The organism is Variovorax sp. Sphag1AA, assembly GCF_014192575.1.
Classification (GTDB): domain Bacteria; phylum Pseudomonadota; class Gammaproteobacteria; order Burkholderiales; family Burkholderiaceae_C; genus Variovorax.
On the sequence record NZ_JACHYC010000008.1, the window covers coordinates 249,365 to 271,927 of the forward strand.

Genomic DNA, 22,563 nt, shown 5'->3' on the forward strand with positions numbered 1-22,563 from the left:
ATGCCCGCCTCACCACGAATGGGCGAAGGCGGTCGCGGTGATCGCCGCGCGCATGCGGCGCGCGACTCTCAGGGGAACGTAGCCGCGCGGCGCCTGCCGCGCAGCCGCGTGGGCGGAAAGCGGCGCCACCTGCCAGGCGGATGCAGTCAGCGCCACGACGCGGCGAGCGCGCTCTGACAGCGGGAGGTCTTCGATCGTCTTCATGGCTGCAATTCTGAAGACCACCGCCGCATCCGACAAAGAAGGAATGCGAGTTTGAAGATTCGCCCGTTGAATCACGCGCGCCGCAACGATGCGAGCCGCCGCACCACAGCCACCAGCCGGTCCACTTCCTCGAAGGTGTTGTAGAAGGCAAGCGATGGCCGCACCGTGGTTTCCACGCCGAAGCGGCGCAGGATGGGCTGTGCGCAGTGGTGGCCGGTGCGCACCGCGATGCCTTCCTCGTTCAGCGCGCGCCCCACTTCGTCGGTGTCATAGCCTGCGAGCACGAAGGACATCACGCTGGCCTTGTCGGCTGCGGTGCCGATGAGGCGCACCCCTTCGATGCCACCCAGCAGCCGCATGCCGTGGCACAACAGATCGTGCTCATAACGAGCGATGTTCTCCATGCCGATGCGGCTGACGTAGTCGATCGCCGCGCCGAGGCCCACCGCGTCGGCGATGTTGCCGGTGCCCGCCTCGAAGGTGTTGGGCAGCGGCTGGAACACCGTCTTCTCGAAGGTGACGTCGGCAATCATGTTGCCGCCGCCCTGCCAGGGCGGCATGTCTTCCAGCACCTCGCGCTTGCCCCACAGCGCGCCGATGCCAGTGGGGCCGAACACCTTGTGGCCCGAAAACACGAAGAAGTCGGCGCCGATGTCCTGCACGTCCACCCGCATGTGCGAGACCGACTGCGCACCATCGACCAGCGCGCGGGCGCCTGCGCGATGCGCGAGCTCGACGATCTCCTTGACCGGCACGACCGTGCCGAGCGCATTGGAGACCTGCGTGACCGACACGATCTTCGTCCGGTCGTTCAAAAGCTTGCGGTATTCGTCCAGCAACACCTGGCCCGAGTCGTCGACAGGGATCACGCGCAGCCGCGCACCCTTGGCCGCCGCGAGCTGCTGCCACGGCACGATGTTCGCGTGGTGCTCCAGGTGGCTCACGATGATCTCGTCGCCCTCGCCCACGTGCTGCCAGCCCCAGCTCTTGGCCACCAGGTTGATGGCCTCGGTGGTGCCGCGCACGAAGATCACCTCGTTCACGTCCGGCGCGTTGAGAAAGGCGCGCACCTTTTCGCGTGCCGCCTCGTAGGCGTCGGTCGCACGCGCCGCGAGCTCATGCGCGGCGCGGTGGATGTTCGAGTTCTCGTGCTCGTAGAAGTACGAAAGACGCTCGATGACGGAACGCGGCTTGTGCGTCGTCGCGGCGTTGTCCAGCCATGCGAGAGGACGGCCGTTCACCCGCTCGGACAGGATCGGAAAGTCGCGCCGCACCGCATGCACGTCGAAAGGCGGATGACGTTCCTGCGCACCCAGAGGCGCATCGCCATGAGGCGATGGCTTGGCAGGCGTGACATAGCCGCTCGGCAGGACCACCGCATCGACGAAGTAGAACCTCGGGTCCGCGGACGGTTGCGTCGAAGGCAGCGTACCCACGGGCGCGGCCTGCACAGCGCGCGGCGGCTCCGGCGTGGCGAAGGGCTGGTGCGCGAGCGCGTCCAGCGGATCGCCCGCGGGCAGCGGCGCGCCGCCCGGAGAAGGATGGCCGTGGCCGCTTTCGAGGAAGTAGTAAGGCGTGTGCGGTGTGACGGCGGCGACCGGCGCGGTGCGCTCGGCGCCCGCATCCTGCGCACCGGGCACACCCTGCATGCTGCCGAAGCGTGGCTCATAGCCGGGCACCGCGGCGTAGACGTTGTCGGGAACGCCGTTGCCGGCCACCGCATGCGGCGCCAACGCGGGTGCCCGATGCGCCAGCGAGAGCACCGGCGTCGGCGAGGCAGGCAGCACGTTGGTGCCGGGCACCTGCCCCTGCGGAATCGGCGTGCCGGGCACCGAAGGGCCGAGCCCCGCCGGACTGGCCAGCGGCGAGCCCGGCGGGGCGATGTTGACGGGCGCCTGCACGCCCGGTGGTGTCAGCGGCAGGCTGGGCACCGATGACGGCGGGCGCGCGGAGAACAGCGCGTTGGCCATCTGCGCCAGCAGGGCCGGGTCGATGGGCGCCTCGAAAGTGGAGGGAACTGCGGTCATGATGCCGAGGCCCCGCGCTTACTTGTAGGTGTCCAGTGCGGAGTAGTCGTGGTAGCGGTTGATCTCCACGTCGTCGAGCACGGCAAGCGCATCGGTGGTGAGCACCGCCAGCGAGCAGTACAGGGAAATCAGGTACGACGCGATCGCGTGGTTGTTGATGCCCATGAAGCGCACCGACAGGCCCGGCCCCTGCTCGCCCGGAAGCCCCGGCTGGTAGAGACCCACCACGCCCTGGCGCTTGTCGCCTACGCGCAGCAGCAGGATCTTGGTCTTGCCGTCGGCCACCGGCACCTTGTTCGACGGGATCAGCGGGATGCCGCGCCAGGTGATGAACTGCGAGCCGAAGAGGCTCACCGTCGGCGGTGGCGTGCCGCGGCGCGTGGCCTCGCGACCGAAGGCGGCAATGGCCAGCGGATGCGTGAGGAAGAAGGCCGGCTCCTTCCAGACCTTGGTCAGCAGCTCGTCGAGATCGTCAGGCGTGGGCGCGCCAGTCAGCGGGAAGATGCGCTGCTCGTCCGTCACCTGCGCGAGCAGGCCGTAGTCGGGGTTGTTGATCAGCTCGCTTTCCTGGTTCTCCTTGATCGTCTCGATCGTCAGGCGAAGCTGTTCCTTGATCTGGTCGTGCGGGCTGCTGTAGAGGTCCGACACGCGCGTGTGAACGTCCAGCACCGTGGAAACCGCATTGAGGAAGTATTCGTGCGGCTTCTCCTCGTAGTCCACGAAGGTGCGCGGGAGCTGGTTCTCCTGCTCCTTGGCGGTGCAGGTGACCTTGATCGAATCCGGGTTCTTGACCTTGTTCAACCGGTAGATGCCCGCCTCCACCGGCACCCACTGCAGCAGGTGGGTCAGCCAGCGCGGGCTGATCGTCTCCAGCTGTGGGACGGTCTTGGTGGCATTGGCTAGCTGTCTGGCGGCGTTGTCGCCCAGTGCGGTGGTACCGCCCACGGTTGCAGTCATTCAGAAACTCCGTTGTTCAGGAAGGATGAGGAAGGAAAACAGAAGGGATGGGCGGCAGTGTCGTGCTGCTCATCGCCACTCATCAACTGGCTATAGCCGCCAAATTGATGCGCTGCACCACGCGGCGCTGGCCCGTCTGCTCGCAACGCACGAGCAGCATCGCGAGACTGAGCTGGAAGGCCAGAGCCAGTTTCTGGGCGGTCATGAGGGATGCAACGACCCGCCCGCGCTCGATCTCGCCGACGTAGCTGCGGTTGAGCAGAGAGCGCGCTGCCAGTTCGTCCTGCGACCAGCCCTCGGCCTCGCGCAACTGCCGCACCGTCAGGCCGAACAACTCGATCAGTTCATCCGCGACGTCGGTACTCGCCGTCATGAGGCGCCCGCGCTGCGCGCCCTGGCCTGGCTGATGCTGGCGCCCGCAGCCACGTCCTCGGTGACCCAGACGTTGCCGCCGATCACGGCGCCATGGCCGATGGTCACGCGCCCGAGGATGGTCGCGCCGGCGTAGATGACCACGTCGTCCTCGACGATCGGGTGCCGCGGCAGGCCCTTGTGCACGTTGCCTTCGGCATCGGTGGGGAAGCGTTTGGCACCCAGCGTCACGGCCTGGTAGACGCGCACGCGCTCACCGATCACGGCCGTTTCTCCGATCACGACGCCCGTGCCGTGGTCGATGAAGAAACCCGCGCCGATCTTCGCGCCCGGATGGATGTCGATGCCCGTCGCACCATGCGCAAGCTCGGCCACGATGCGCGCCAGCAGCGGCAGCCCGAGGCAGTAGAGCTGGTGTGCGAGCCGGTGGTGGATCAGCGCAAGCACACCCGGATAGCAGAGCAGCACCTCGTCAACGCTGCGCGCTGCCGGATCGCCATGAAATGCCGCGAGCACATCCGAATCCAGCAACCTGCGGATGCCGGGCAGCGCCGAGGCGAACTCGCGCACGGCGCCTTCGGCACGCGCGTGCACCGACTCGGCCGACGGGCTCTCATGCCGCCCGACATACGCGATCTCCAACCGCGCCTGCGCCAGCAGTGCCTCCAGCGCGGCGTCTAGCGTGTAGCCGACATAGAAGTCCTCGCTCTCGCGACGAAGCTCGGGCGGACCGAGCCGCATCGGGAACAGCACCGCCTTGAGCTGCTCGACGATCCCAGCCAGCGCATCGCGCGACGGGAACTCGCGGCTGCCCGGTTCACGCGAACGCTTCTGCAGGTCGCGCCATTCATTGCGCAGCGCGTGCAGCTCACGCACCACGCCTTCCACGACGAACGCAGTCATCGCGCGTCTGTTCAGTCCTGCACCCACGGCAGGCCGTGGAAGCGCCAACCATCGGAATGCCCGCGCTGCTGCTTCGCGTCGAGTTCGCCCTCGAAGCCTTCGAGCACGTTGAACACATGAAGGAAGCCCGCCTTGGCCGCCGCCTCGGCTGCCAGCGCCGATCGTTTGCCGCTGCGGCACAGGAGCAGCACCACCGCATCCTTGCCGCCGACCTTGGCTTCCAGCTCGCGCACGAAGCGCGGGTTGCGGGTGAGCGAAGTGCCGGTGGCCCATGCCACATGCAGGCTGCCTTCGATGTGACCGACGAACTTGCGCTCTTCCGCCGACCGGACGTCGACCAGCAGTGCGCGGTTCTGCTGCACCAGATCCCAGGCCACCGGCGGCGTCACGCCCCCGGCATAGGGAAGGTTGGCCTCGGCGGCCTGCGATTGCGCCTGCTCGAGCGCGGGATGGAGCTGTTGCGCGAGCGCTCCTTCGATGTCGACGGACATGGTGTCTTTCCTTTGTTCTGGCTAGTTCAGATGGCGATAGCCAGCACCTTAGGAGAGCAACCTTGTTTCTCAAACGACTGAAAAGTGAATTCCAAACTACTTTTTCATTTATGCGCTGGGCCGCGGCATCGCTCCCCATATTTGCATCGCGCATTTCGTCGCTCGCATTCCTTCCTTAGCGAAAGCACCGCCGCTTCCTACGATGCCGAGCTTCACTTCGTTATCGCGCCAGCCATGAGTCTTTCTGTCGCCGAACGGCCAAGCGCCGTGGCCTCCTCCTCTTCAGCCTCCCCGTTCCGCATCTCTCCGCTCGACGCAGCGCTCGGCGCGTTGGTCGAAGGATTCGACGTGCGCCGCGCGCCGACCGGCGCCCAGATCCATGCGCTCAAGGTCGCGCTTCAGGACCATCACATCCTTCTCTTTCGCGGCCAGCAGCCCGATGACGAGGACTTCCTGCAGTTCAGCAGCTACTTCGGCACGATCTTCTCGCCACCGCGCAATGCGCCCGTGCTGGGCTCCGACCCCTACGGCGCCGCGCCCGACATCGTGCTGGTGTCGAATGTGGAAGACGGCCTCCTGGGCAACGCCGAGCTGACGGCCCATGCCGATCACCACTGGACGCCGCAGCCCTCGTCCGGTTCGCTGCTCCATGCACTGGAGATTCCTGCCGCGGGCGGCGACACAACCTGGTTCAACCTCGTCGCGGCCTATGAGGCCCTCGACGAAGCCACCCGGCGCGAGATCGACGGCCTGCAACTCATCACCTACAACCCTTTCCTCCGCAAGCGCCATCCGCTGCCCGGTGTGCAGGGTGTGCCGCGCTACCGCACGCCGGACATCGAGCCGCTCACGCCGTGGGTCGCGCATCCACTGGTGCGCACGCATCCGGACAGCGGCAAGCGCCTGCTGTACCTGGGCGAGGCGACCGAGGTGGAGATCGTCGGCTACGACCCGGCACGCGGCGCAGCGCTCATCGCGCGCCTGCGCGAGCATCTGCTCGAACCGCGCTTTGCCTACACGCATCGCTGGAAGGTGGGCGACATCGTCTACTGGGACAACCAGGCCACGCTGCACAGCCGCACTGCGTTCGACCCTGCCCTGCGCCGGCGCCTGAAGCGCATCAGCCTCGCGGGCAGCCGGCCCTTCTGAGGCCGCGCCCCTTGTCACGCTCCGAACTGCTGCTCAACGCCTTCGAGATGAACACCGTGGGCCACCTGGCCCATGGCCTGTGGCGGCATCCGCGCGACCGGTCGCGCCACTATCACCACATCGGCTACTGGCAATCGCTGGCGCGCACGCTGGAAGCGGGCCTCTTCGACGGGCTCTTTCTCGCTGACGTGACCGGCGTGTACGACGTCTATGGCGGCAGTGCGGATGCGGCACTCCGGCACGCGATCCAGTTGCCCATCAACGACCCCCTGCCGCTGGTCCCGGCGATGGCCGCCGTGACGCAACACCTGGGCTTCGGTGTGACGGTCAACATCGGCAACGAGCAGCCGCATCTTTTCGCGCGGCGCATGTCGACGCTGGACCACCTGAGCGGCGGACGCCTCGGATGGAACATCGTGACCGGCTTCCTCGACAGCGCTGCCCGCGCGGCGGGCCAGTCGGCACAGACCAGCCATGACGAACGCTACGCGCGCGCCGACGATTTCATGGATGCGGTCTACAAGCTCTGGGAAGCGAGCTGGGACGACAACGCAGTGCGCGCCGATGCCGAAGCTGGCGTCTACACCGATCCGTCGCGCGTGCGTCGCATCCGGCATGAAGGGCCGTGGTATCGCGTGGATGGCGTTCACCTGAGCGCGCCATCGCCACAACGCACGCCGGTGCTCTATCAGGCCGGCGCCTCCGAGCGTGGCACCGACTTCGCGGTGAAGCACGCGGAGTGCATCTTCCTGCCCAACCAAGGCCCGGCCGCCACCGCTGCGCTGGTGAAGCGCCTACGCAGTCGCCTGGTCGAAGCGGGCCGTGCACCCGAAGCAGCCCGCATCCTTACGAGCATCGAGGTGATCGTCGCCGCCACCGACGCCGAGGCGCGCGACAAGGCGGACGAATACGCGCGCTATGCGCAACCGCAGGCGGCACTCGCCCAGTTCGCTGCGGCAACGGGTATCGACTTCTCGCGCTACGAGCCGGACGAGCCGATCCGCGCCGGTCGCGGCGACGGCATCCGCTCCGCGCATGACGCGGTCGTCGCCGGGGATGCCGCCGGCGCATGGACCGTGCGACGGCTTCTCGATGGCATGCGGCTGGGTGGCCGCTTCGATCCCATCGTCGGCTCGCCTTCTCGCGTGGCCGATGAACTGTTGCGTTGGGCCGACGAGTCCGGCGTGGACGGCTTCAACCTCGTGCGCACCGTCACGCCCGAATGCTTCGAGGACTTCGGCCGGCTCGTGGTGCCCGAACTGCAGTCCCGCGGCCGTTTCAAGCAGCGCTACGCCGACGGCACCTTGCGCGAAAAGCTCTTCGGCCCCGGCCGCTCGCGCCTGCCGGCCTCGCACGCGGGTGCGGCGTGGCGGCCTTCGCATTCCGTCTGCTCCAGGAGTCCCATCTTGTCCGCTCTGCCAGCCTTTTCCGAAACCGCCGAACGCATCCGCGACGACGGCCACGCGATCGAAGTCGCACGCGCGCTCGCGGCGGATTTCGCCGCCGGTGCAATCGATCGCGACCGGCACCGCCGACTGCCCGCCGAGGAAGTCGAGCGCTTCTCACGCAGCGGCCTGTGGGCCATCACCGTGCCGCGCGAGTTCGGCGGTGCCGAGGTGTCGCACGCCACGCTGTCGGAAGTGACGGCGATCGTCTCGGAAGCAGACCCTTCGCTAGGGCAGATCCCGCAGAACCACTTCTGCCTCGTCGATGCGATCCGCCTCGTCGGCACGCGCGAGCAGCAGCACTTCTTCTTCTCGCAGGCACTGAACGGAAAGCGCTTCGGCAATGCGGTCTCGGAGACCGGCACGCCCAACAGCAAGACCATCAAGACCCGCCTCACGCGCACCCCGCTCGGCCTGCGGCTCAACGGCCGCAAGGCCTATTCGACGGGCGCACTCTTCGCGCACTGGGTGCCGGTGGCTGCGCTGGACGACGATGAACGGCAGGTGCTGGTCTATGTCGACCGCACCGCGCCCGGCCTCACGGTGCAGGACGACTGGAGCGGCTTCGGCCAGCGCACCACCGCCAGCGGCACGGTGCTCGCGGACAACGTCTCGGTGCAGCCGCTGCAGGTGGTGGCCCGTCATCGGCTGTTCGAACCGCCGACGATCCACGGCGCGTTTGCGCAACTGCTGCACTCGGCCATCGACCTCGGCATCGCGCGCGCCGCGCTCGCCGACCTGCGGCACTGGGTTCGCGAGCGTGCACGCCCGTGGGCCGACAGCGGCGTCGACCGTGCCTCGCAAGATCCGCTGACACTGCACAGGATTGGCGAACTGGTGATCCGGCTGCACGCGGCCGAGGCCCTGCAGGAGCGCGCCGCGCGCTTCCTCGATGCCTCGCGCGACAGCGATGCGTCGGAAGCCAGCGCGCGACGCGTCACCGAAGCCTCGATCGCGGTCGCCGAGGCCAAGGTGCTCACGACCACGCTCTCCATCGATGCAGCCAGCGTGCTCATCGAGCTTGCCGGCACGCAGTCGACGCTCGAGTCGCACGCGCTGGACCGCCACTGGCGCAACGCGCGCACGCACACCGTGCACGACCCGCTGCGCTGGAAGTACCACGCGGTCGGAAACCACTGGCTCAACGACGCGCAGCCGCGCCGCCATGCATCGCTCTGACTCCTTCATTCAAACGCCCATGAGTTCAATCACACGACGCCATCTGCTGCAGGCAGGTTCCGGAGCCGGCTTCCTGTCCGCACTGCCTCTTGCCGCACCATTGGCCCATGCGCAGACGCGGCAGGAAACGGTGCGCGTACTGGCCGAAGGCGCACCCAACTCACGCGACCCGCACGGCGAGGGCGTGAGCCGCGAATCGCTTGGCACCTTCACCAACATCTACGACCGGCTCATCAACTTCGACAGCGTGAAGCTGCCGTCGGGCATCCGCCGCTACGACTACGGGCGCTTCAAGGGCGAACTGGCGGAGCGCTTCGAAGTTTCCGATTGCGGACGCGTGCTCACCTTCCATCTGCGGCGCGATGCCACCTTCCATGACGGCGCACCGGTGACGGCGGCGGACGTGAAGTGGTCGCTCGACCGTGCGGTGAGCCTGCCGGCATCCAAGCGCCAGCTCTCGACGGGATCGCTGACCGACCCATCTCAGTTCACGGTGGTGGACGCGCACACGCTGCGCATCACGCTGCCGCGCGCGGACCGCTATACGCTGCCCAACCTGGCGCTCACGTTCGCGTCCGTCCTCAACGCCGAACTGGTAAAGAAGCACGCCACGCCGCAGGACCCGTGGGGCGCGCAATGGGTGCGCAACAACGCCGCTGGCGGCGGCGCCTACAAGGTCGAATCTTGGACACCGGGCCAGCAGATCGTCTACGTGCGCTTCGACGAGTGGAAGAGCGGCCCGTTGCCGTACGTGAAGCGCGCCCTCTTCCAGACCGTTCCCACGCCCGCCACGCGTTCGGCCGCACTGCAGCGCGGCGATGCCGACGTGGCGCTGCAACTGCCGCCGAAGGACATCGATGCGCTGAGCGAGAGCAAGTCGGTACGGGTGCATTCGATCCCGGTGACCAATTCCTTCCGCTTCATTGCCTTCAACACGCGCAGCAAGCCTTTCGACGATGTGCGGGTGAGGCAGGCTGTTGCCTGGGCGCTGCCCTACACCAGCCTTTTCCGCGGCGCGAGCCTCGGCCACGGACAGCCGCTGTTCGGCGCCGCATCCGCCACGCCGTCCACGTCGACGTTTCCGCAACCCTATCCCTACGAGACGCAACTCCAGAAAGCGCGCGAGCTGCTGGCACAGGCAGGCTACGCCAACGGCTTCAAGACGACCTTCAGCTACAACGTCGGCGATGCCACCATCGGGGAGCCGGCCGCGCTGCTCGTGCAGGAGGCCCTGCGCCGCGTGGGCATCGAAGTGACCATCGAGAAAGTGCCCGGCGCGCAGTGGGGCACCCTGCAGACCGACCGGAAGCTGCCCTTCTACATCGACAGCTCGTCCGCGTGGTTCAACGATCCGGACTACTTCTTCCGGATCTTCTTCCAGGGCGACTGGCGCTGGAACTTCGGCGCGTTCGACAACGCCGAGCTCGGCACGCTCGTGGAGGCGGCCCGCTGGGAAACCGACAAGGCGAAGTACGACGCGGCGATCCGCAAAGCCATCCAGATCGTGTTCCGCGAAGTGCCGATCGTGCCGCTGTGGCTGCCGTCGTTCGACGTCGCGCTCCAGCCCGATCTGGCGAACTTCACCTACTACATCCATGGCCAGGTGGACTTCCGCCCGCTGACGCGCGGGTAGAGGCTGCCCGCTCCCGCGAATGCCGATCCTGCGCCGCGTCCTCGCCACCTTGCCGATCCTTTTCGGCGCGGCCGTCTTCACCTTCTTGCTCACGCGGGTGCTGCCCGGCGATGCGGCCGCCTTTCTCGCGTCCGGGCAGGCGAGCGCGGAAGACATCGCGGCACTGCGCCAGCAGCTCGGGCTGGACCTTCCGCTGCATCTTCAACTGCTCGACTACCTGAGCCGGCTCGCGCATGGCGACTGGGGGCAGTCCTTCACGACCGGCCAGCCGGTCGTCGCGGACCTGCTGCAGAGGCTCCCTGCTTCGATGGAGTTGAGCCTCTTCGCATTCGCGCTCGCGCTGGCGATCGGGCTTCCGTTGGGCATCGCCGCCGCATTGAAGCCCGGTGGCGCGATGGACCACGTCTGCCGCGCCGTCTGCACCGCCGGTAGTTGCGCGCCGACCTTCGTCGTCGGGCTGCTGCTGATCTACGTTCTCTACTTCTCCCTCGGATGGGCGGCCGAGCCCGTGGGCCGGCTCGATCCGATGCTGGCGCCGCCGCCGGTGCACACCGGCTTCCTGCTGATCGATGCCGCGTTGGCGGGCGACGGTGCCGCATGGCGATCCGCGCTTTCGCACCTGCTGTTGCCCGCCGTCTCGATGGCGCTCTTCTCGGTGGCGCCCCTCGCGCGGATCACACGATCGTCGATGCTCGCGGTCCTCGGCAGCGACTTCATGCGGACCGCACGCGCGCTGGGCCTGCCGCACCGGCAGGCGCTGCTGACCTATGCGCTGCGCAATGCGCTCCTGCCGGTGCTCACGACGATGGGACTGGTGTTCTCGTACATGCTGGGCGCCAACGTGGTCATCGAGAAGCTCTTCGCGTGGCCCGGCATCGGCAGCTACGCGCTGGACGCGCTGATGAGCGCCGACCACGCGCCGGTGCAGGGCTTCGTGCTGCTGGTGGCTGTGGTGTTCTCGCTGGTCAATCTGCTCGTCGACCTGCTCGGCCAGCTGGCCGATCCGCGAACCCGGGGCAGCGCATGACGACTCGAAGTCGATGGCTTCCACTCGCGCCGGCGGCACTGCTGCTGGCCTTGGCGATCATCGGGCCAGCGCTCGCGCCCCACGACCCGCTCGCCACCGACGTGACTCTCGGCCTGCAGCCGCCCTCGGCCACGCACTGGTTCGGCACCGATCAACTGGGGCGCGACGTGTTCAGTCGCGTGCTCGCGGCCGCGCCGCTCGACATGGGCATCGCCTTCTCCGCCGTGCTGCTGTCTGCCCTCGTCGGCAACCTCACCGGCGCTGCATGCGGCTTCGTTGGAGGCGCGCTCGACCGCTGGGTGGGCCGCGTGGTCGACGTGATGATGGCCTTCCCGCTCTTCGTGGTTGCGATGGCGCTCGTCGCGGCGCTCGGCAATTCAGTGAGCAGCGTCATCTGGGCCACGGCACTGATCAATCTGCCGTTCTACATCCGGCTCTCGCGTGCGGAAGTGGCCGTTCGCCGGAGCGCCACCTACGTGCAAGCCGCGCGGCTGGGCGGTGCCGGCGAAGGACGCATCCTCTTCACCGTGCTGTTCCCCAATGCACTTCCGATGCTCGCCGTGCAGATGTCGATGAACCTCGGCTGGGCGATCCTGAATGGCGCCGGGCTCTCGTTCATCGGCCTCGGCGTGCGCCCACCGACGCCCGAATGGGGCGTGCTGGTGAACGAAGGCGCGCAGTTCATCCTGACCGGGCAGTGGTGGGTCGCACTGTTCCCCGGGCTGGCACTCTTTCTTGCCGTGTATGCCTTCACGCTCGCGGGCGACGCCCTTCGCGACCTGCTCGATCCGCGGAGGCGCACATGAGCGGCGCGCTGCTGCAGGTTCGTGACCTGAGCCTGCGCTTTCATCGGCGGGGGCGCACCCCGGTGCATGCGCTCGAAGGTGTTTCCTTCGACCTCGACGCCGGACAGACGCTGGCCCTCGTGGGCGAATCGGGCTCAGGCAAGTCCGTCACGGCACTGGCGATCGCGGGCCTTCTCGACCCTGCCGCCGAACTGATGCGCGGAAGCGTGCGGCTCGCGGGCATCGAGTTGGCCGGCGCATCCACTTCCACGTTGGAGAAGGCGCGGCGCGAGTTGCTCGGGATCGTGTTCCAGAACCCCCGCCGGTCGCTCAACCCCATTCGCCGCGTCGGCCGCCAGATCGAGGATGCACTCCAGGCACGACGCCCGAGGCCCGCGCGTCAGGCAAGAGAACGTGCCGTCGAACTGCTGGCGCAGGTCGGCATTGATCGACCGGAATCGCGCCGGCATGCGTACCCGTGGGAGCTGTCGGGCGGCATGTGCCAGCGGGTCATGATCGCGCTGGCCCTTTCGGGCGAGCCGGCGCTGCTGATCGCCGACGAGCCGACAACCGGCCTCGACGTGAGCACGCAGGCCGCGGTGATGGACCTGATCGCGGCGCAGGCGCGCCAGCGTGGCATGGCGACGCTGCTCATCACACACGACCTCGCACTGGCCTCGGGCCGCTGCCAGCGCGTGGCGGTGATGCACGCGGGCCATCTGGTCGAGGATGCACCTGTCGGCGCCTTGTTCGGTGCGCCCTCGCATCCCTATTCGCAACATCTGATCCAGGCCACGCCGCGACACGGGCTGCCGCTTGCGGCGCTGGAGGCCGTGCCCGGTGAGGTGCCCGACCTCGGCCGGGGCGACCTGCCTGCCTGTCGCTTCGCCGAACGCTGCACGCGCCGGATCGAGCGCGCCTGCGAGCGCATGCCGGTGCTTTCATCGACAGGGCCGGGACACCGCGTCGCCTGCTGGAATCCGCTGTGAGCCCGTCCGTCCCACTCCTTCGGGTGCGCGGTCTGCGCAAGGCCTTTGCGCTTCCTGCTGCGGCTCGCGGTTGGTCTCTGCCATGGCGACGTCAGTCGCAGGAACTGCTCGCCGTCGATGACGTGAGCTTCGAACTCGCGCACGGCGAAGCGCTTGGCCTCGTCGGCGAATCGGGCTCGGGCAAATCCACGACAGCCAGCCTGGTTGCCCGACTCGCCGACCCGGACCGGGGCGAGATCCTGTTCGAAGGCGAAGACATCGCGCGCACGCCTGCGCGCCATGCGGCGCGCGCGCCGTGGCGGGCGCGCATCCAGATGGTGTTCCAGGATCCGGTCGACAGCCTCGACCCGCGGGCCCGCGCCTTCGACGCCATTGCCGCGCCGTTGCGCGTGATCGCGGGTCTGCGCGGCCCGGCATTGCAGCAGCGCGTGCATCGTGCCGCCGAGCGGGCGCGGCTGCCTCGCTCGCTGCTGGACCACTATCCGCACCAGCTCTCGGGCGGCCAGGCTGCGCGTGTTGGCATCGCACGTGCGCTTGCGCTGGAACCCGCCTTGCTGATCCTCGACGAGCCCACGAGCGCGCTGGATGTGTCGGTGCAGATCGGCATCCTGCAACTACTCGACGAACTCCGGCGCGACAGCGGCATGGGCTATCTCTTCGTCTCGCACGACCTGCAGGTGGTGCGGCTACTGTGCCAGCGCGTACTGGTGATGCGCCATGGCCGCGTCGTCGAAAGTGGTCGCACCGCGCAGGTGTTCGACCATCCCGCGCATCCCTATTCGGCGGCGCTCGCGGCGGCCTTGCCCACTTTCGAGAGCAGGCCGCGCAGCGAAGTGGAAGTGCCTCAGGGCTGAGGCGGGCGAGTCTTCAGGCCAACGCGAGCAGCGGCGCGCGTGCAGCGGTGGCGGCGCGTGCGCTTGCGATCTGCCGCAGGGGCGGAATCGCACGTTCCACCGCCAGCGTGATCCGCGCGCGCAGGGCTTCGCTGCTCACCGCGTAGTTGCTGAAGTCGGTGTCCGTCGCATACACGCCGATCGGCAGCGTGCGCGACTGGAAGAAGCTGAACAGCGGCCGCAGCTGATGGTCGATCACCAGCGCGTGGCGCTCGCTTCCGCCGGTGGCGGCAAGCAGCACCAGCTTGTCGACCAGCGCGTCCTGGTGCACGAAATCCAGCAGGTGCTTGAAGAGGCCGCTGTAGGCGCCCCTGAACACCGGGCTGGCGGCCACGATCAGGTCGGCGGATTCGATGGCCTGGAGTGCATCCTCGACCTGCTCGGGAAGTTGTTTGCGATAGAGCACCGACCCGAAGTGGGGCACCAGCTCGCCGAGTTCGACGACGCGCGCCTGCACGGGCAGCGCCTGCGACAGGCCTTCGACCAATTCCTCGACGAGCGCGAGCGTGCGGGAGGGGCGTTGCAGTCCGCCGGAGAGGGCGACCACCTTGAGAACTTGTTGGGACATGGGAGATGCAAGCGAGATGAAGAGCTGCACGATTTTCAGACTCAAGGCGCGCGCCGTCCCAACGTTTTGCGCATTTGCATAGTCGCGCGGCGAGCTTGGCCGCGTCGCGTCCGCTGCATATGCAAGTGCGCTTTTCTTCGTTGGCGCGGCCATCGTGCGATCCACAGAATCCGCCCTTCTTTCGAGCGTGAGTCCCTCATGAGTTCTTCCCAACGCCAGTTCAGTCTGGGCGCTTTCCTGATGCAGACCGGCCACCACATCGCCGGGTGGCGCCACCCCGACGCGCAGGCCGATGCCGGCAGCAACTTCCGCCACTACGTGGCATTGGCGCGCAAGGCCGAGGCCGCGAAGTTCGATGCGGTCTTCCTCGCCGACGCGGTGGGCGTGCGCAGCACACATCTTCCGTCGCTCGCGCGCACCGCGCGCTCCGATCACTTCGAGCCGCTGACGCTGCTTGCAGCACTCGCGGCGGTGACGGAACGCATCGGCCTCATCGCCACGGTGTCGACATCGTTCAACGAGCCCTTCAACGTGGCGCGCAAGTTCGCATCGCTCGATCAGATCAGCGGTGGTCGCTCCGGCTGGAACCTGGTGACCTCCAGCGGCGGCGCCGAGGCGCTCAACTTCAACCGCGAATCGCACTTCGCGCATGCGCTGCGCTATGAACGCGCGGCCGAGTTCCACGACGTGGTGACCGGCCTGTGGGACAGCTGGGAGGAAGACAGCTTCGTGCGCGACAAGCAGAGCGGCATCTATCTCGACACCGAAAAGCTGCACGTGCTCGGCCACAAGGGCACGCACTTCCAGGTCCACGGCCCGCTCAACGTCAATCGCTCGCCGCAGGGGCGGCCGGTGGTGGTACAGGCGGGCGCTTCCGACGCAGGCAAGGAACTCGCGGCCCGCACGGCGGAAGTCATCTTCGTTGCGCACCAGACCTTCGAGGAGGCGAAGGCATTCGCCGCCGACATCGGCGGCCGACTGGCCCGCCACGGACGCCGGCGCGACGAAGTGAAGATCATGCCGGGCATCTTCCCGGTCGTGGGCCGCACGCAGTCTGAAGCGGAAGAGAAGTTCGAGCAGCTGCAATCACTGGTGGACCCGGTCGTCGGCCTCGCCTTGCTGTCGACCGTGCTGGGGGACATCGATCTCTCGGGTCACCCGGTCGATGGACCCGTGCCCGAACTGCCGGAGACCAACGGCCCCAAGAGCCGCCAGCAACTGCTGGTCGACCTCGCGCGGCGCGAGGGGCTCACCATCCGCCAGCTCTACCTGCGCATCGCGGGCGCACGCGGCCACCAGCAGGTGGTCGGCACGCCACAGCAGATCGCGGACCAGCTCCAGCAGTGGTTCGAGGAAGGTGCGGCCGACGGCTTCAACATCATGGCGCCGTGGTTCCCGGGCGGGCTCGACGACTTCATCGAACTCGTGCTGCCCGAGCTGCGCCGCCGCGGCCTCTTCCGCAACGAATACAGCGGACACACGCTGCGCGAACACCTCGGGCTGCGCAAGCCCGGGCATCCGAAGAGCGCAAGCACCATCAAGGACGAAGACCGGCTTGCCGCCTGAACATGACCGAACCCACATCGACTCTCGACCACCCCTGGGGCGCGCCACCGAGCGCGCGCTATGAAGAACTCGCGCGCGACTTTCGCCCTGTCATCGAGCGCATCCGCGCAGACGCGGTGGAACGCGACCTGCAACGTCGCCTGCCGCATGAGGAGATCGGCTGGCTACGCGAAGCTGGCTTTACGCGCCTTCGCTTGCCCGCCGAGTACGGTGGGCGCGATGCCACGCTGACGGAGTTCTTCGCCCTGCTCATCGAACTCGCCGCCGCCGACACGAACATCGTCAACGCATTGCGCGCGCACTTCGGCTTCAGCGAAGACGTGCTTCATTCCACGGAGGCAGACTGGCGGCATCGCTGGCTGGACCGGCTTGCACGCGGCGATCTCATCGGATCGGGCTTCTCGGAGACCGGCGATGCGAAGGTGGGAGCGTTCTCGACCCGCCTGGAGCGGACCGGCAACGGCTTGCGGCTCCAGGGCAGGAAGTTCTACACCACCGGTTCGCTTTTCGCGGACTGGATCAACACCGCTGCGAGCGGCGACGGCGACGCGAGCGTGTTCGTCGCCGTTCCGCGCACCGCCCCTGGGGTCGAAGTGGTGGACGACTGGAGCGGATTCGGCCAGTCGCTCACTGCGAGCGGAACGGCCACTTTCACCGACGTCCCCGTCGAACAGGACTGGATCAATCCCAGCGACAACCGCTTTGCCTATGCGGCGCCCTTCTACCAGCTGGTGCATATCGCATCGCTCGCAGGCATCGGGCGTGCGCTCGCGGACGACCTGACCACACGGGTGCGCGAACGCGACCGCACCTACAGCCACGGCAATGCCGCACGTGTGAGCGACGATCCGCAGATCCTCCAGGTCGTGGGCCGCGTGCGCAGTGCCGCCTATGCGGCGGGCGCTGTCGCACTGCATGCGGCGGGCGCGCTTCAGCGCGCGGATGTCGCGCTCCGCAGCACGAGCGCCGGAGAGCAGGCGCGAGCGGCCGCTACGCGCGCAGCACCGCTCGAAGTGGACCAGGCGGTCTCGGTGGTCACGGATCTCGTCTTGAAGGCAAGCACCGAACTCTTCGACGCCCTGGGAGCCTCTGCAACACTGCGCACGAACGGGCTGGACCGCTACTGGCGGAACGCCCGGACCATCACATCGCACAACCCGCGGGTCTACCGCGAAAGGCAGGTTGGCGCGTTTGCGGTGAACGGCACCGCGCAGCCGACGGCCTACCGCATCGGAACGGCCTGAAGGCAGCCGCCGCGGGCACGGACAGCGTGTGAAACATGAACTTCCAGCAACTGCGCGCGGTCCGCGAGACCGTTCGCTGCGACTTCAGCCTCACGGACGCCGCCGTGGTCCTGCAGGCATCGCAATCGGGCGTCAGCCGCCAGATCCGGGACCTCGAACAGGAACTCGGCATCACGCTCTTCACCCGCTCGGGCAAGCGGCTCGTCGGCCTGACGCTGCCCGGCGACCACCTCCTTCCGATCATCGAGCGCGTGCTCGACAGCGGACTCGATCTCCAGCAGGCCGGCCAGGCGTTTCTTGCAAGGCAGGATGGGCTGCTGTCGATCGCGGCGACGCACGCGCAAGCGCGCTACGCACTGCCCGATGCGGTGCAGCGGTTCAGAGGCTTCTTTCCCGAGGTGCGGCTGCACCTGCATCAGGGATCGCCGCGCCAGATCGCCCAGATGCTGCTCGAGGGCGAGGTCGATCTCGGGATCGCGACCGATCTCCCGACGGACCATCCGCAACTCGCCGTCTTCTCTTGTCGTGAATGGGGGCATCTCGCGATCGTGCGGGAGGGGCACTCGCTGCTGCGGGAGGCGCCGCTCACCATCGAACGGCTCGCACGACATCCGCTCATCACCTACGACAGCGGCCTCACCGGCCGCTCGCGCATCGACGAAGTCTTTGCGGCGCACGGGTTGAAGCCCGAGATCGTGCTCACGGCCATGGATGCCGACGTGATCAAGCGGTACGTCGAACTCGGCATGGGGGTGGGCGTCATTGCCGACATCGCATTCGATTCCAGGCGCGACACGCGGCTACGCGCACTCGATGCGAAACACCTCTTCGGTGCCAACGACACCCAACTCGCAGTGCGCCGCGGCGGGCCTCTGCGTCAATATGCGTACGCCTTCGCCGATCTCTTCGCGCCAGGGCTCGGGCAGCTCGCGGCGACGCAGTCCGGGATCGACTAGCGTCGCTACGTCCTTGCGTCGACGGTGATGTCGAAGAAGCGGAAGTTCACCGTCGGGTCCGCGATCACGCGGCGCGAGAGGCCGCGCTCCCATTCGAGATAGTCGGCCCACACCTCGTCGCGTCGGGGGCCGAAGACGCGCATCACCGAGCCCCAGTCGTCATCGAAGGGTGTCAGCAACTGCGCCGGCCCATAGGACGTCTGCAGCGCATGGCCTTCCGCAACCCACGCCGCCTTGCCGCCGCGCAACCAGTCGAACGTCGCGCCGGGCCAGCGCAGCCTTGCGTCCCGAGTGGCAAGACGCGACGCGGCACCATCCGGTGACACGAAGACGACGGCACGGCCCTGACGAAGCAGCGGTTCGAGCGGATCGAGCGAAGCAGGCAGCAGGAAATGCGCGTGCGGCAGATGCCCTTTCTCGTAGTCAATGCTGGGTCCGACATCGATCACGTCGACCTCGCCCCGCGCGATTCGATCTGCAAGCACTTCAGGCAGCAGGCCCGGGTCGTTGTCATCCGGGACATGCCTCGGCGCCGTCTCCCCCGAAGCGGGAAGGTCGCCCCTCAGCACATGGACCTCGAACTGGTTGAGCTGGGCGAGCCAGAAGGCAGTGACGGCCGCGCGCAGCCCATGCGGCTCGTCGACGAGCGCGATCCGGGCGTTGCGCGTGCCGACGTAGTTCTCGAAGTGCATGAGCAGCTGGCCCCCGGGCACGCTGCGCGCGCCTGTGCCCGGTGTCTTCGCGCTCTCAGGTCGCAGATCGAACACGTAGAGGCTGCGATCCTCGTCGCGCCTGAATCGCTCCAGACCTTCGCTATCGACGACGGACAGGCCGTGGCGTGCGATCAAGCGGTCCGCGAGCGCTCGCAGTACTTCCGGCGACTCGGGCGGGATGTCGTCCACCGGGTTCGCGTTCTGCACCACCGCGCCGCCGTGCAGGCCCCAGGCCATCACGCCATCCTCGAGAAACACCGTGCGACCACCGCACGCCAGCAGGCGCAGCGTGGTGGTGCCGATGATGCCGCGCGTGCGGCTGAAGCAGTTGACCACCCACAGGTGGTCCGGCTCGTGCGCCGGCAGCGCGCGCAGCGCCAGTTCGGTGCCGGGATAGTTGCGCGCACCCTCGATCGAAAGGAACTCGAACTCCTCGCGCGGTCTGGCGTCGATCAGCGTGGTGGGACGCCCCGCGCGTCGTCGTTGTTCGAACTCCGCCAGCGAGAGGGTTGGCGTTCCGTAGTGCTGGCGAGCAAGATCGCCGAAGGCCTTGACCAGCGTCGCATAGCCGTCGATGAGCGGCAGGCCTTCAGCGCGCCATGCGTTCAGGCCGCCCGCGAGACGCCGGACGCGCGCATAGCCCAACCGCCTGAGCAGCGCTGCGGCTCGCGCGGCCGGACCGTGCGCAGCGTCGTCTTCGTCATAGACCACGATGTCGGTGGTGCGCCGAGGCACGAACTCGCCAATCTGCAGCTCCAGCGTGGACAACGGTGCCAAGCGGGCGAGATTGAGGTGCGCGTCGCAGAACCAGCGCGCCTCGCGCACATCGAGCAGCGCAAGCTCCCCGCTGCCCAGCAACGCGCTGCGCAACGCATCGGGGGAAACGGTCGTATCAGCACGCAACGTCGAGGGTCCGGAAGCGAATTCCAGCCACTCTAGGGTGGGGTCGGGCGGCCGGCAACGACGCATTGCGCATATCCATGTGCGCAATGGGCGCATGTCGGCGCGGCTCTTTTTCCTAGCATCGGCACGGCACCTCGATGACGCGTGCCATGACGATCCACCGCCCTCTTCCCCATCGCCCGACGCGCGCCACCTGGTGGCGGCACTACGAAGTTCCCACGCTGGTGCTCGCGCTCGCCTGTTACGCGGCGTGGGCCGGACTGGTCTGGTGGCACCGGGCGGTGCCGGCGTGGCTGCTCTTTCTGCTCGGCGGCTATCTCGCGCAACTGCATGCGTCGCTGCAGCATGAGAGCATCCACGCGATGCGCAGGCTGCCACGCTGGCTGCGCGAAGCGGTCGTCTGGCCGCCTCTCAATCTCTGGCTGCCCTACCGGCTCTTCAAGCGCAGCCACAGTGAGCATCACGTCAATTTCCACCTGACCCATCCGCGCAAGGACAGCGAAAGCGCCTACCACTCCGCGCCGGACTGGCAGGGCTACGGCCCGTTGCAACGCTGGATCCACGGCACCAACCAGACGCTGGCTTTCCGCATGGTGGTCGGCCCCTGGCTGCTGCTGCTCAAGATGGCGCGCTGCGAGGCGGCACGCCTGATTGCACATGACTTCACGCACGTGCGGATCTGGCTTCTGCACACTGCCGGCGTCGTGCTCGTGCTCTTCTACGTCATCGAGGTTCGCGGCATGTCGCCGGTCACCTACGTGCTGTGCTTCGTCTATCCCGGCATGATGCTCGGCACGCTACGCAGCTTTACCGAACACCGCTGGAGCGAGATGCCGCATGCGCGCGTGGCGATCGTCGAATCCAACCTCGTGTTCGGCGTCCTGTACCTGTTCAACAACCTGCACCACATTCATCACCGCGCGCCGACGATGCCGTGGTACGAGATCCCGCTGCACTTCAGGCAGCATCGCGCCGCAGTGCTCGCTGCCAACGGGCACTTCTACTATCGAGGCTATGGCGAGATCGCGCGCCGCTTTCTTTTCAGGCCGGTGTTCGAGCCGGTGCATCCACACTGGTAGCCGGCATCCTCTCGCCTCAGGCCTCGCGGAAGGGCGAGCGGATGTCCGAAAGAAACTGCCGGGTTCGCGGGTGCTGCGGATGGTTGAAGAACTCCTCGGGCGTCGCCCGTTCGAGGACGCGGCCCTGATCCATGAAGAAGACGCGGTCCGCGACCTCACGGGCGAATCCCATCTCGTGCGTGACGCACACCATGGTCATGCCGTCGTCCGCCAGGTCGCGCATCACCAGCAGCACTTCGCCGACCATTTCGGGGTCGAGCGCACTCGTGGGTTCGTCGAACAGCATCAGCGGCGGTTGCATCGCGAGCGCTCGGGCGATGGCCACCCGCTGCTGCTGGCCGCCCGAGAGCTCCGAAGGCCACGCATGCGCCTTGGCGGCCAGGCCGACACGGTCGAGCAGCGCAAGCGCGCGTTCTTCAGCCTGTGCGCGCGACAGGCCACGCAGCTGCATCGGGGCCATCGTGCAGTTGCCCAGCACCGTCAGATGAGGAAACAGGTTGAACTGCTGGAACACGAAGCCGATCCTCGAGCGGAAGGCATTCACGTCCGTGCCCGGCGCATGGATGTCCTTTCCATCGATGAGGATGTGTCCGGACTGGATCGGCTCCAGCCGGTTGAGCGTGCGGATCAGCGTCGACTTGCCGGACCCGGAGGGACCGCACACCACGACGACCTCGCCGGCGCGCACGGTCTCGCTGACATCGACCAGCGCGTGGTACGCCCCATACCACTTGTTGACGTTCTGAAGCTCGATCATGAAGACACCTGCCGCGCTGCGGCCGTCGGAATGCTGCGCCGGGCCAGGCGACGCTCCAGCCAGAAGGCGAAGCGCGACAGGCCGAAGCACATCAGGAAATACGTCAGCCCCAGGATGCTGTAGACCTCGGCGGGCCGCGTGAAGACCTGGGTATTGATCTGCGTGGCGATGAAGGACACCTCCGCGAGCCCGATGATGTAGCCCAGCGAGGTTTCCTTGATGGTGGAGACGAACTGGTTCACCAGCGAGGGCAGCATGCTGCGCAGCGCCTGCGGCAGCAGCACCAGCCGCATCGACCGGCCGTAGTCCAGGCCCAGCGCGCGCGCCGCCTCGGCCTGGCCGCGCGGCAGGCCTCGCACGCCGGCACGCACGATCTCCGCAAGATAGGCCGCGTCGAACACGACGAGTGCGATGAGCATGGTGGTGAACTGATCGGTCTTGACGCCGGTCACGCTGGGCAGGAAGAAGTAGGCCCAGAAGATCACCATCAGCAGCGGCACGCCTCGCACCACATAGACCAGGCCCGTGACCGGCCATCGCAGCCAGCGCCACGGGCTCAACCGTGCCAGGCCGAACGCGATGCCCAGCGGCAGCGCAAGCACGAGTCCGCAAGTGGCAAGCAGCACCGTGAGCACCAGTCCGCCGAGCGGCCCGTTCGGGTACTGTCCGACCAGGAAGTAGAGCCAATAGGTCTGGATCAGTTCAAGCATGACCTGCCGCTCC

General features: G+C 67.5%; 21 protein-coding genes and 1 pseudogene. 12 read left to right on the forward strand and 10 right to left on the reverse strand.

Annotated features, from left to right (window positions below):
• Positions 1-9: 9 nt before the first annotated feature.
• From FHW64_RS29205 to FHW64_RS29230, 6 genes are all read right to left on the reverse strand, one after another.
• Entirely contained in the window at positions 10-204 is a 195-nt protein-coding gene (locus tag FHW64_RS29205) for a hypothetical protein (RefSeq protein WP_184531865.1), read from the reverse strand.
• A gap of 71 nt (positions 205-275) precedes the next feature.
• Positions 276-2,231, reverse strand: a complete 1,956-nt coding sequence (locus FHW64_RS29210; RefSeq protein ID WP_184531867.1) for a family 2A encapsulin nanocompartment cargo protein cysteine desulfurase — start codon at positions 2,229-2,231, stop codon at positions 276-278.
• 18 nt (positions 2,232-2,249) lie between these two features.
• The gene (locus FHW64_RS29215; RefSeq protein ID WP_184531869.1) at positions 2,250-3,188 is read right to left on the reverse strand and encodes a family 2A encapsulin nanocompartment shell protein; all 939 of its coding nucleotides are present in this window, start codon (positions 3,186-3,188) and stop codon (positions 2,250-2,252) included.
• Positions 3,189-3,270: 82 nt separating this feature from the next.
• The gene (locus tag FHW64_RS29220) at positions 3,271-3,561 is read right to left on the reverse strand and encodes a helix-turn-helix transcriptional regulator (RefSeq protein ID WP_184531871.1); all 291 of its coding nucleotides are present in this window, start codon (positions 3,559-3,561) and stop codon (positions 3,271-3,273) included.
• Positions 3,558-4,463 carry a serine O-acetyltransferase EpsC gene (epsC, locus tag FHW64_RS29225; RefSeq protein ID WP_184531873.1) on the reverse strand — a complete coding sequence of 302 codons (906 nt, stop codon included), beginning with the start codon at positions 4,461-4,463 and terminating at the stop codon, positions 3,558-3,560. Before epsC ends, FHW64_RS29220 begins: the two co-directional genes overlap by 4 nt.
• Before the next feature lie 11 nt (positions 4,464-4,474).
• Entirely contained in the window at positions 4,475-4,954 is a 480-nt protein-coding gene (locus FHW64_RS29230; RefSeq protein ID WP_184531875.1) for a rhodanese-like domain-containing protein, read from the reverse strand.
• 234 nt (positions 4,955-5,188) lie between these two features.
• On the opposite strand from FHW64_RS29230, the gene FHW64_RS29235 reads away from it, so the two are divergent.
• From FHW64_RS29235 to FHW64_RS29270, 8 genes and pseudogenes are all read left to right on the forward strand, one after another.
• Positions 5,189-6,103: a TauD/TfdA family dioxygenase gene (locus tag FHW64_RS29235; protein ID WP_184531877.1), complete on the forward strand. Its 915-nt coding sequence runs from the start codon at positions 5,189-5,191 to the stop codon at positions 6,101-6,103.
• 11 nt (positions 6,104-6,114) lie between these two features.
• Positions 6,115-7,482: pseudogene (locus FHW64_RS29240) on the forward strand (LLM class flavin-dependent oxidoreductase); the annotation flags it as partial.
• 27 nt (positions 7,483-7,509) lie between these two features.
• Positions 7,510-8,727, forward strand: coding sequence for an SfnB family sulfur acquisition oxidoreductase (locus FHW64_RS29245; RefSeq protein WP_221210549.1), 1,218 nt, complete (start codon positions 7,510-7,512; stop codon positions 8,725-8,727).
• Between the two features lie 19 nt (positions 8,728-8,746).
• Positions 8,747-10,360, forward strand: a complete 1,614-nt coding sequence (locus tag FHW64_RS29250) for an ABC transporter substrate-binding protein (RefSeq protein WP_184531879.1) — start codon at positions 8,747-8,749, stop codon at positions 10,358-10,360.
• Positions 10,361-10,379: 19 nt separating this feature from the next.
• Positions 10,380-11,387: an ABC transporter permease gene (locus FHW64_RS29255; RefSeq protein ID WP_184531881.1), complete on the forward strand. Its 1,008-nt coding sequence runs from the start codon at positions 10,380-10,382 to the stop codon at positions 11,385-11,387.
• Positions 11,384-12,193, forward strand: a complete 810-nt coding sequence (locus FHW64_RS29260) for an ABC transporter permease (protein ID WP_184531882.1) — start codon at positions 11,384-11,386, stop codon at positions 12,191-12,193. The genes FHW64_RS29255 and FHW64_RS29260 overlap by 4 nt, the downstream gene beginning before the upstream one ends.
• Positions 12,190-13,161: an ABC transporter ATP-binding protein gene (locus FHW64_RS29265; RefSeq protein ID WP_184531884.1), complete on the forward strand. Its 972-nt coding sequence runs from the start codon at positions 12,190-12,192 to the stop codon at positions 13,159-13,161. Before FHW64_RS29260 ends, FHW64_RS29265 begins: the two co-directional genes overlap by 4 nt.
• Entirely contained in the window at positions 13,158-14,015 is an 858-nt protein-coding gene (locus FHW64_RS29270) for an ATP-binding cassette domain-containing protein (protein ID WP_184531886.1), read from the forward strand. The genes FHW64_RS29265 and FHW64_RS29270 overlap by 4 nt, the downstream gene beginning before the upstream one ends.
• Before the next feature lie 13 nt (positions 14,016-14,028).
• On the opposite strand, the gene msuE is transcribed toward FHW64_RS29270, so the two are convergent.
• Positions 14,029-14,622 carry an FMN reductase gene (gene msuE / locus FHW64_RS29275; RefSeq protein ID WP_184531888.1) on the reverse strand — a complete coding sequence of 198 codons (594 nt, stop codon included), beginning with the start codon at positions 14,620-14,622 and terminating at the stop codon, positions 14,029-14,031.
• A 198-nt stretch (positions 14,623-14,820) separates the two neighbouring features.
• On the opposite strand from msuE, the gene FHW64_RS29280 reads away from it, so the two are divergent.
• The 3 genes from FHW64_RS29280 to FHW64_RS29290 are packed head-to-tail and all read left to right on the forward strand — an operon-like array spanning position 14,821 to position 18,388.
• On the forward strand, positions 14,821-16,188 hold the full coding sequence (locus FHW64_RS29280) for an LLM class flavin-dependent oxidoreductase (protein ID WP_184531890.1): 1,368 nt from the start codon (positions 14,821-14,823) through the stop codon (positions 16,186-16,188).
• A gap of 2 nt (positions 16,189-16,190) precedes the next feature.
• Positions 16,191-17,432 carry an acyl-CoA dehydrogenase family protein gene (locus FHW64_RS29285; RefSeq protein WP_184531892.1) on the forward strand — a complete coding sequence of 414 codons (1,242 nt, stop codon included), beginning with the start codon at positions 16,191-16,193 and terminating at the stop codon, positions 17,430-17,432.
• 35 nt (positions 17,433-17,467) lie between these two features.
• The gene (locus FHW64_RS29290) at positions 17,468-18,388 is read left to right on the forward strand and encodes a LysR substrate-binding domain-containing protein (protein WP_184531894.1); all 921 of its coding nucleotides are present in this window, start codon (positions 17,468-17,470) and stop codon (positions 18,386-18,388) included.
• Positions 18,389-18,393: 5 nt separating this feature from the next.
• On the opposite strand, the gene FHW64_RS29295 is transcribed toward FHW64_RS29290, so the two are convergent.
• Positions 18,394-20,004, reverse strand: a complete 1,611-nt coding sequence (locus tag FHW64_RS29295; RefSeq protein ID WP_260306453.1) for a rhodanese-like domain-containing protein — start codon at positions 20,002-20,004, stop codon at positions 18,394-18,396.
• 149 nt (positions 20,005-20,153) lie between these two features.
• Between FHW64_RS29295 and FHW64_RS29300 the strand changes: the two genes are divergently transcribed.
• Positions 20,154-21,083 carry a fatty acid desaturase gene (locus tag FHW64_RS29300; protein ID WP_260306454.1) on the forward strand — a complete coding sequence of 310 codons (930 nt, stop codon included), beginning with the start codon at positions 20,154-20,156 and terminating at the stop codon, positions 21,081-21,083.
• Between the two features lie 16 nt (positions 21,084-21,099).
• Here FHW64_RS29300 and FHW64_RS29305 read toward each other — a convergent pair whose 3' ends face one another.
• Positions 21,100-21,840 (reverse strand): amino acid ABC transporter ATP-binding protein, encoded by a 741-nt coding sequence (locus tag FHW64_RS29305; RefSeq protein ID WP_184531900.1) that lies wholly within the window; start codon positions 21,838-21,840, stop codon positions 21,100-21,102.
• Positions 21,837-22,550, reverse strand: a complete 714-nt coding sequence (locus FHW64_RS29310) for an amino acid ABC transporter permease (protein ID WP_184531902.1) — start codon at positions 22,548-22,550, stop codon at positions 21,837-21,839. The genes FHW64_RS29305 and FHW64_RS29310 overlap by 4 nt, the downstream gene beginning before the upstream one ends.
• Between the last annotated feature and the right edge of the window lie 13 nt (positions 22,551-22,563).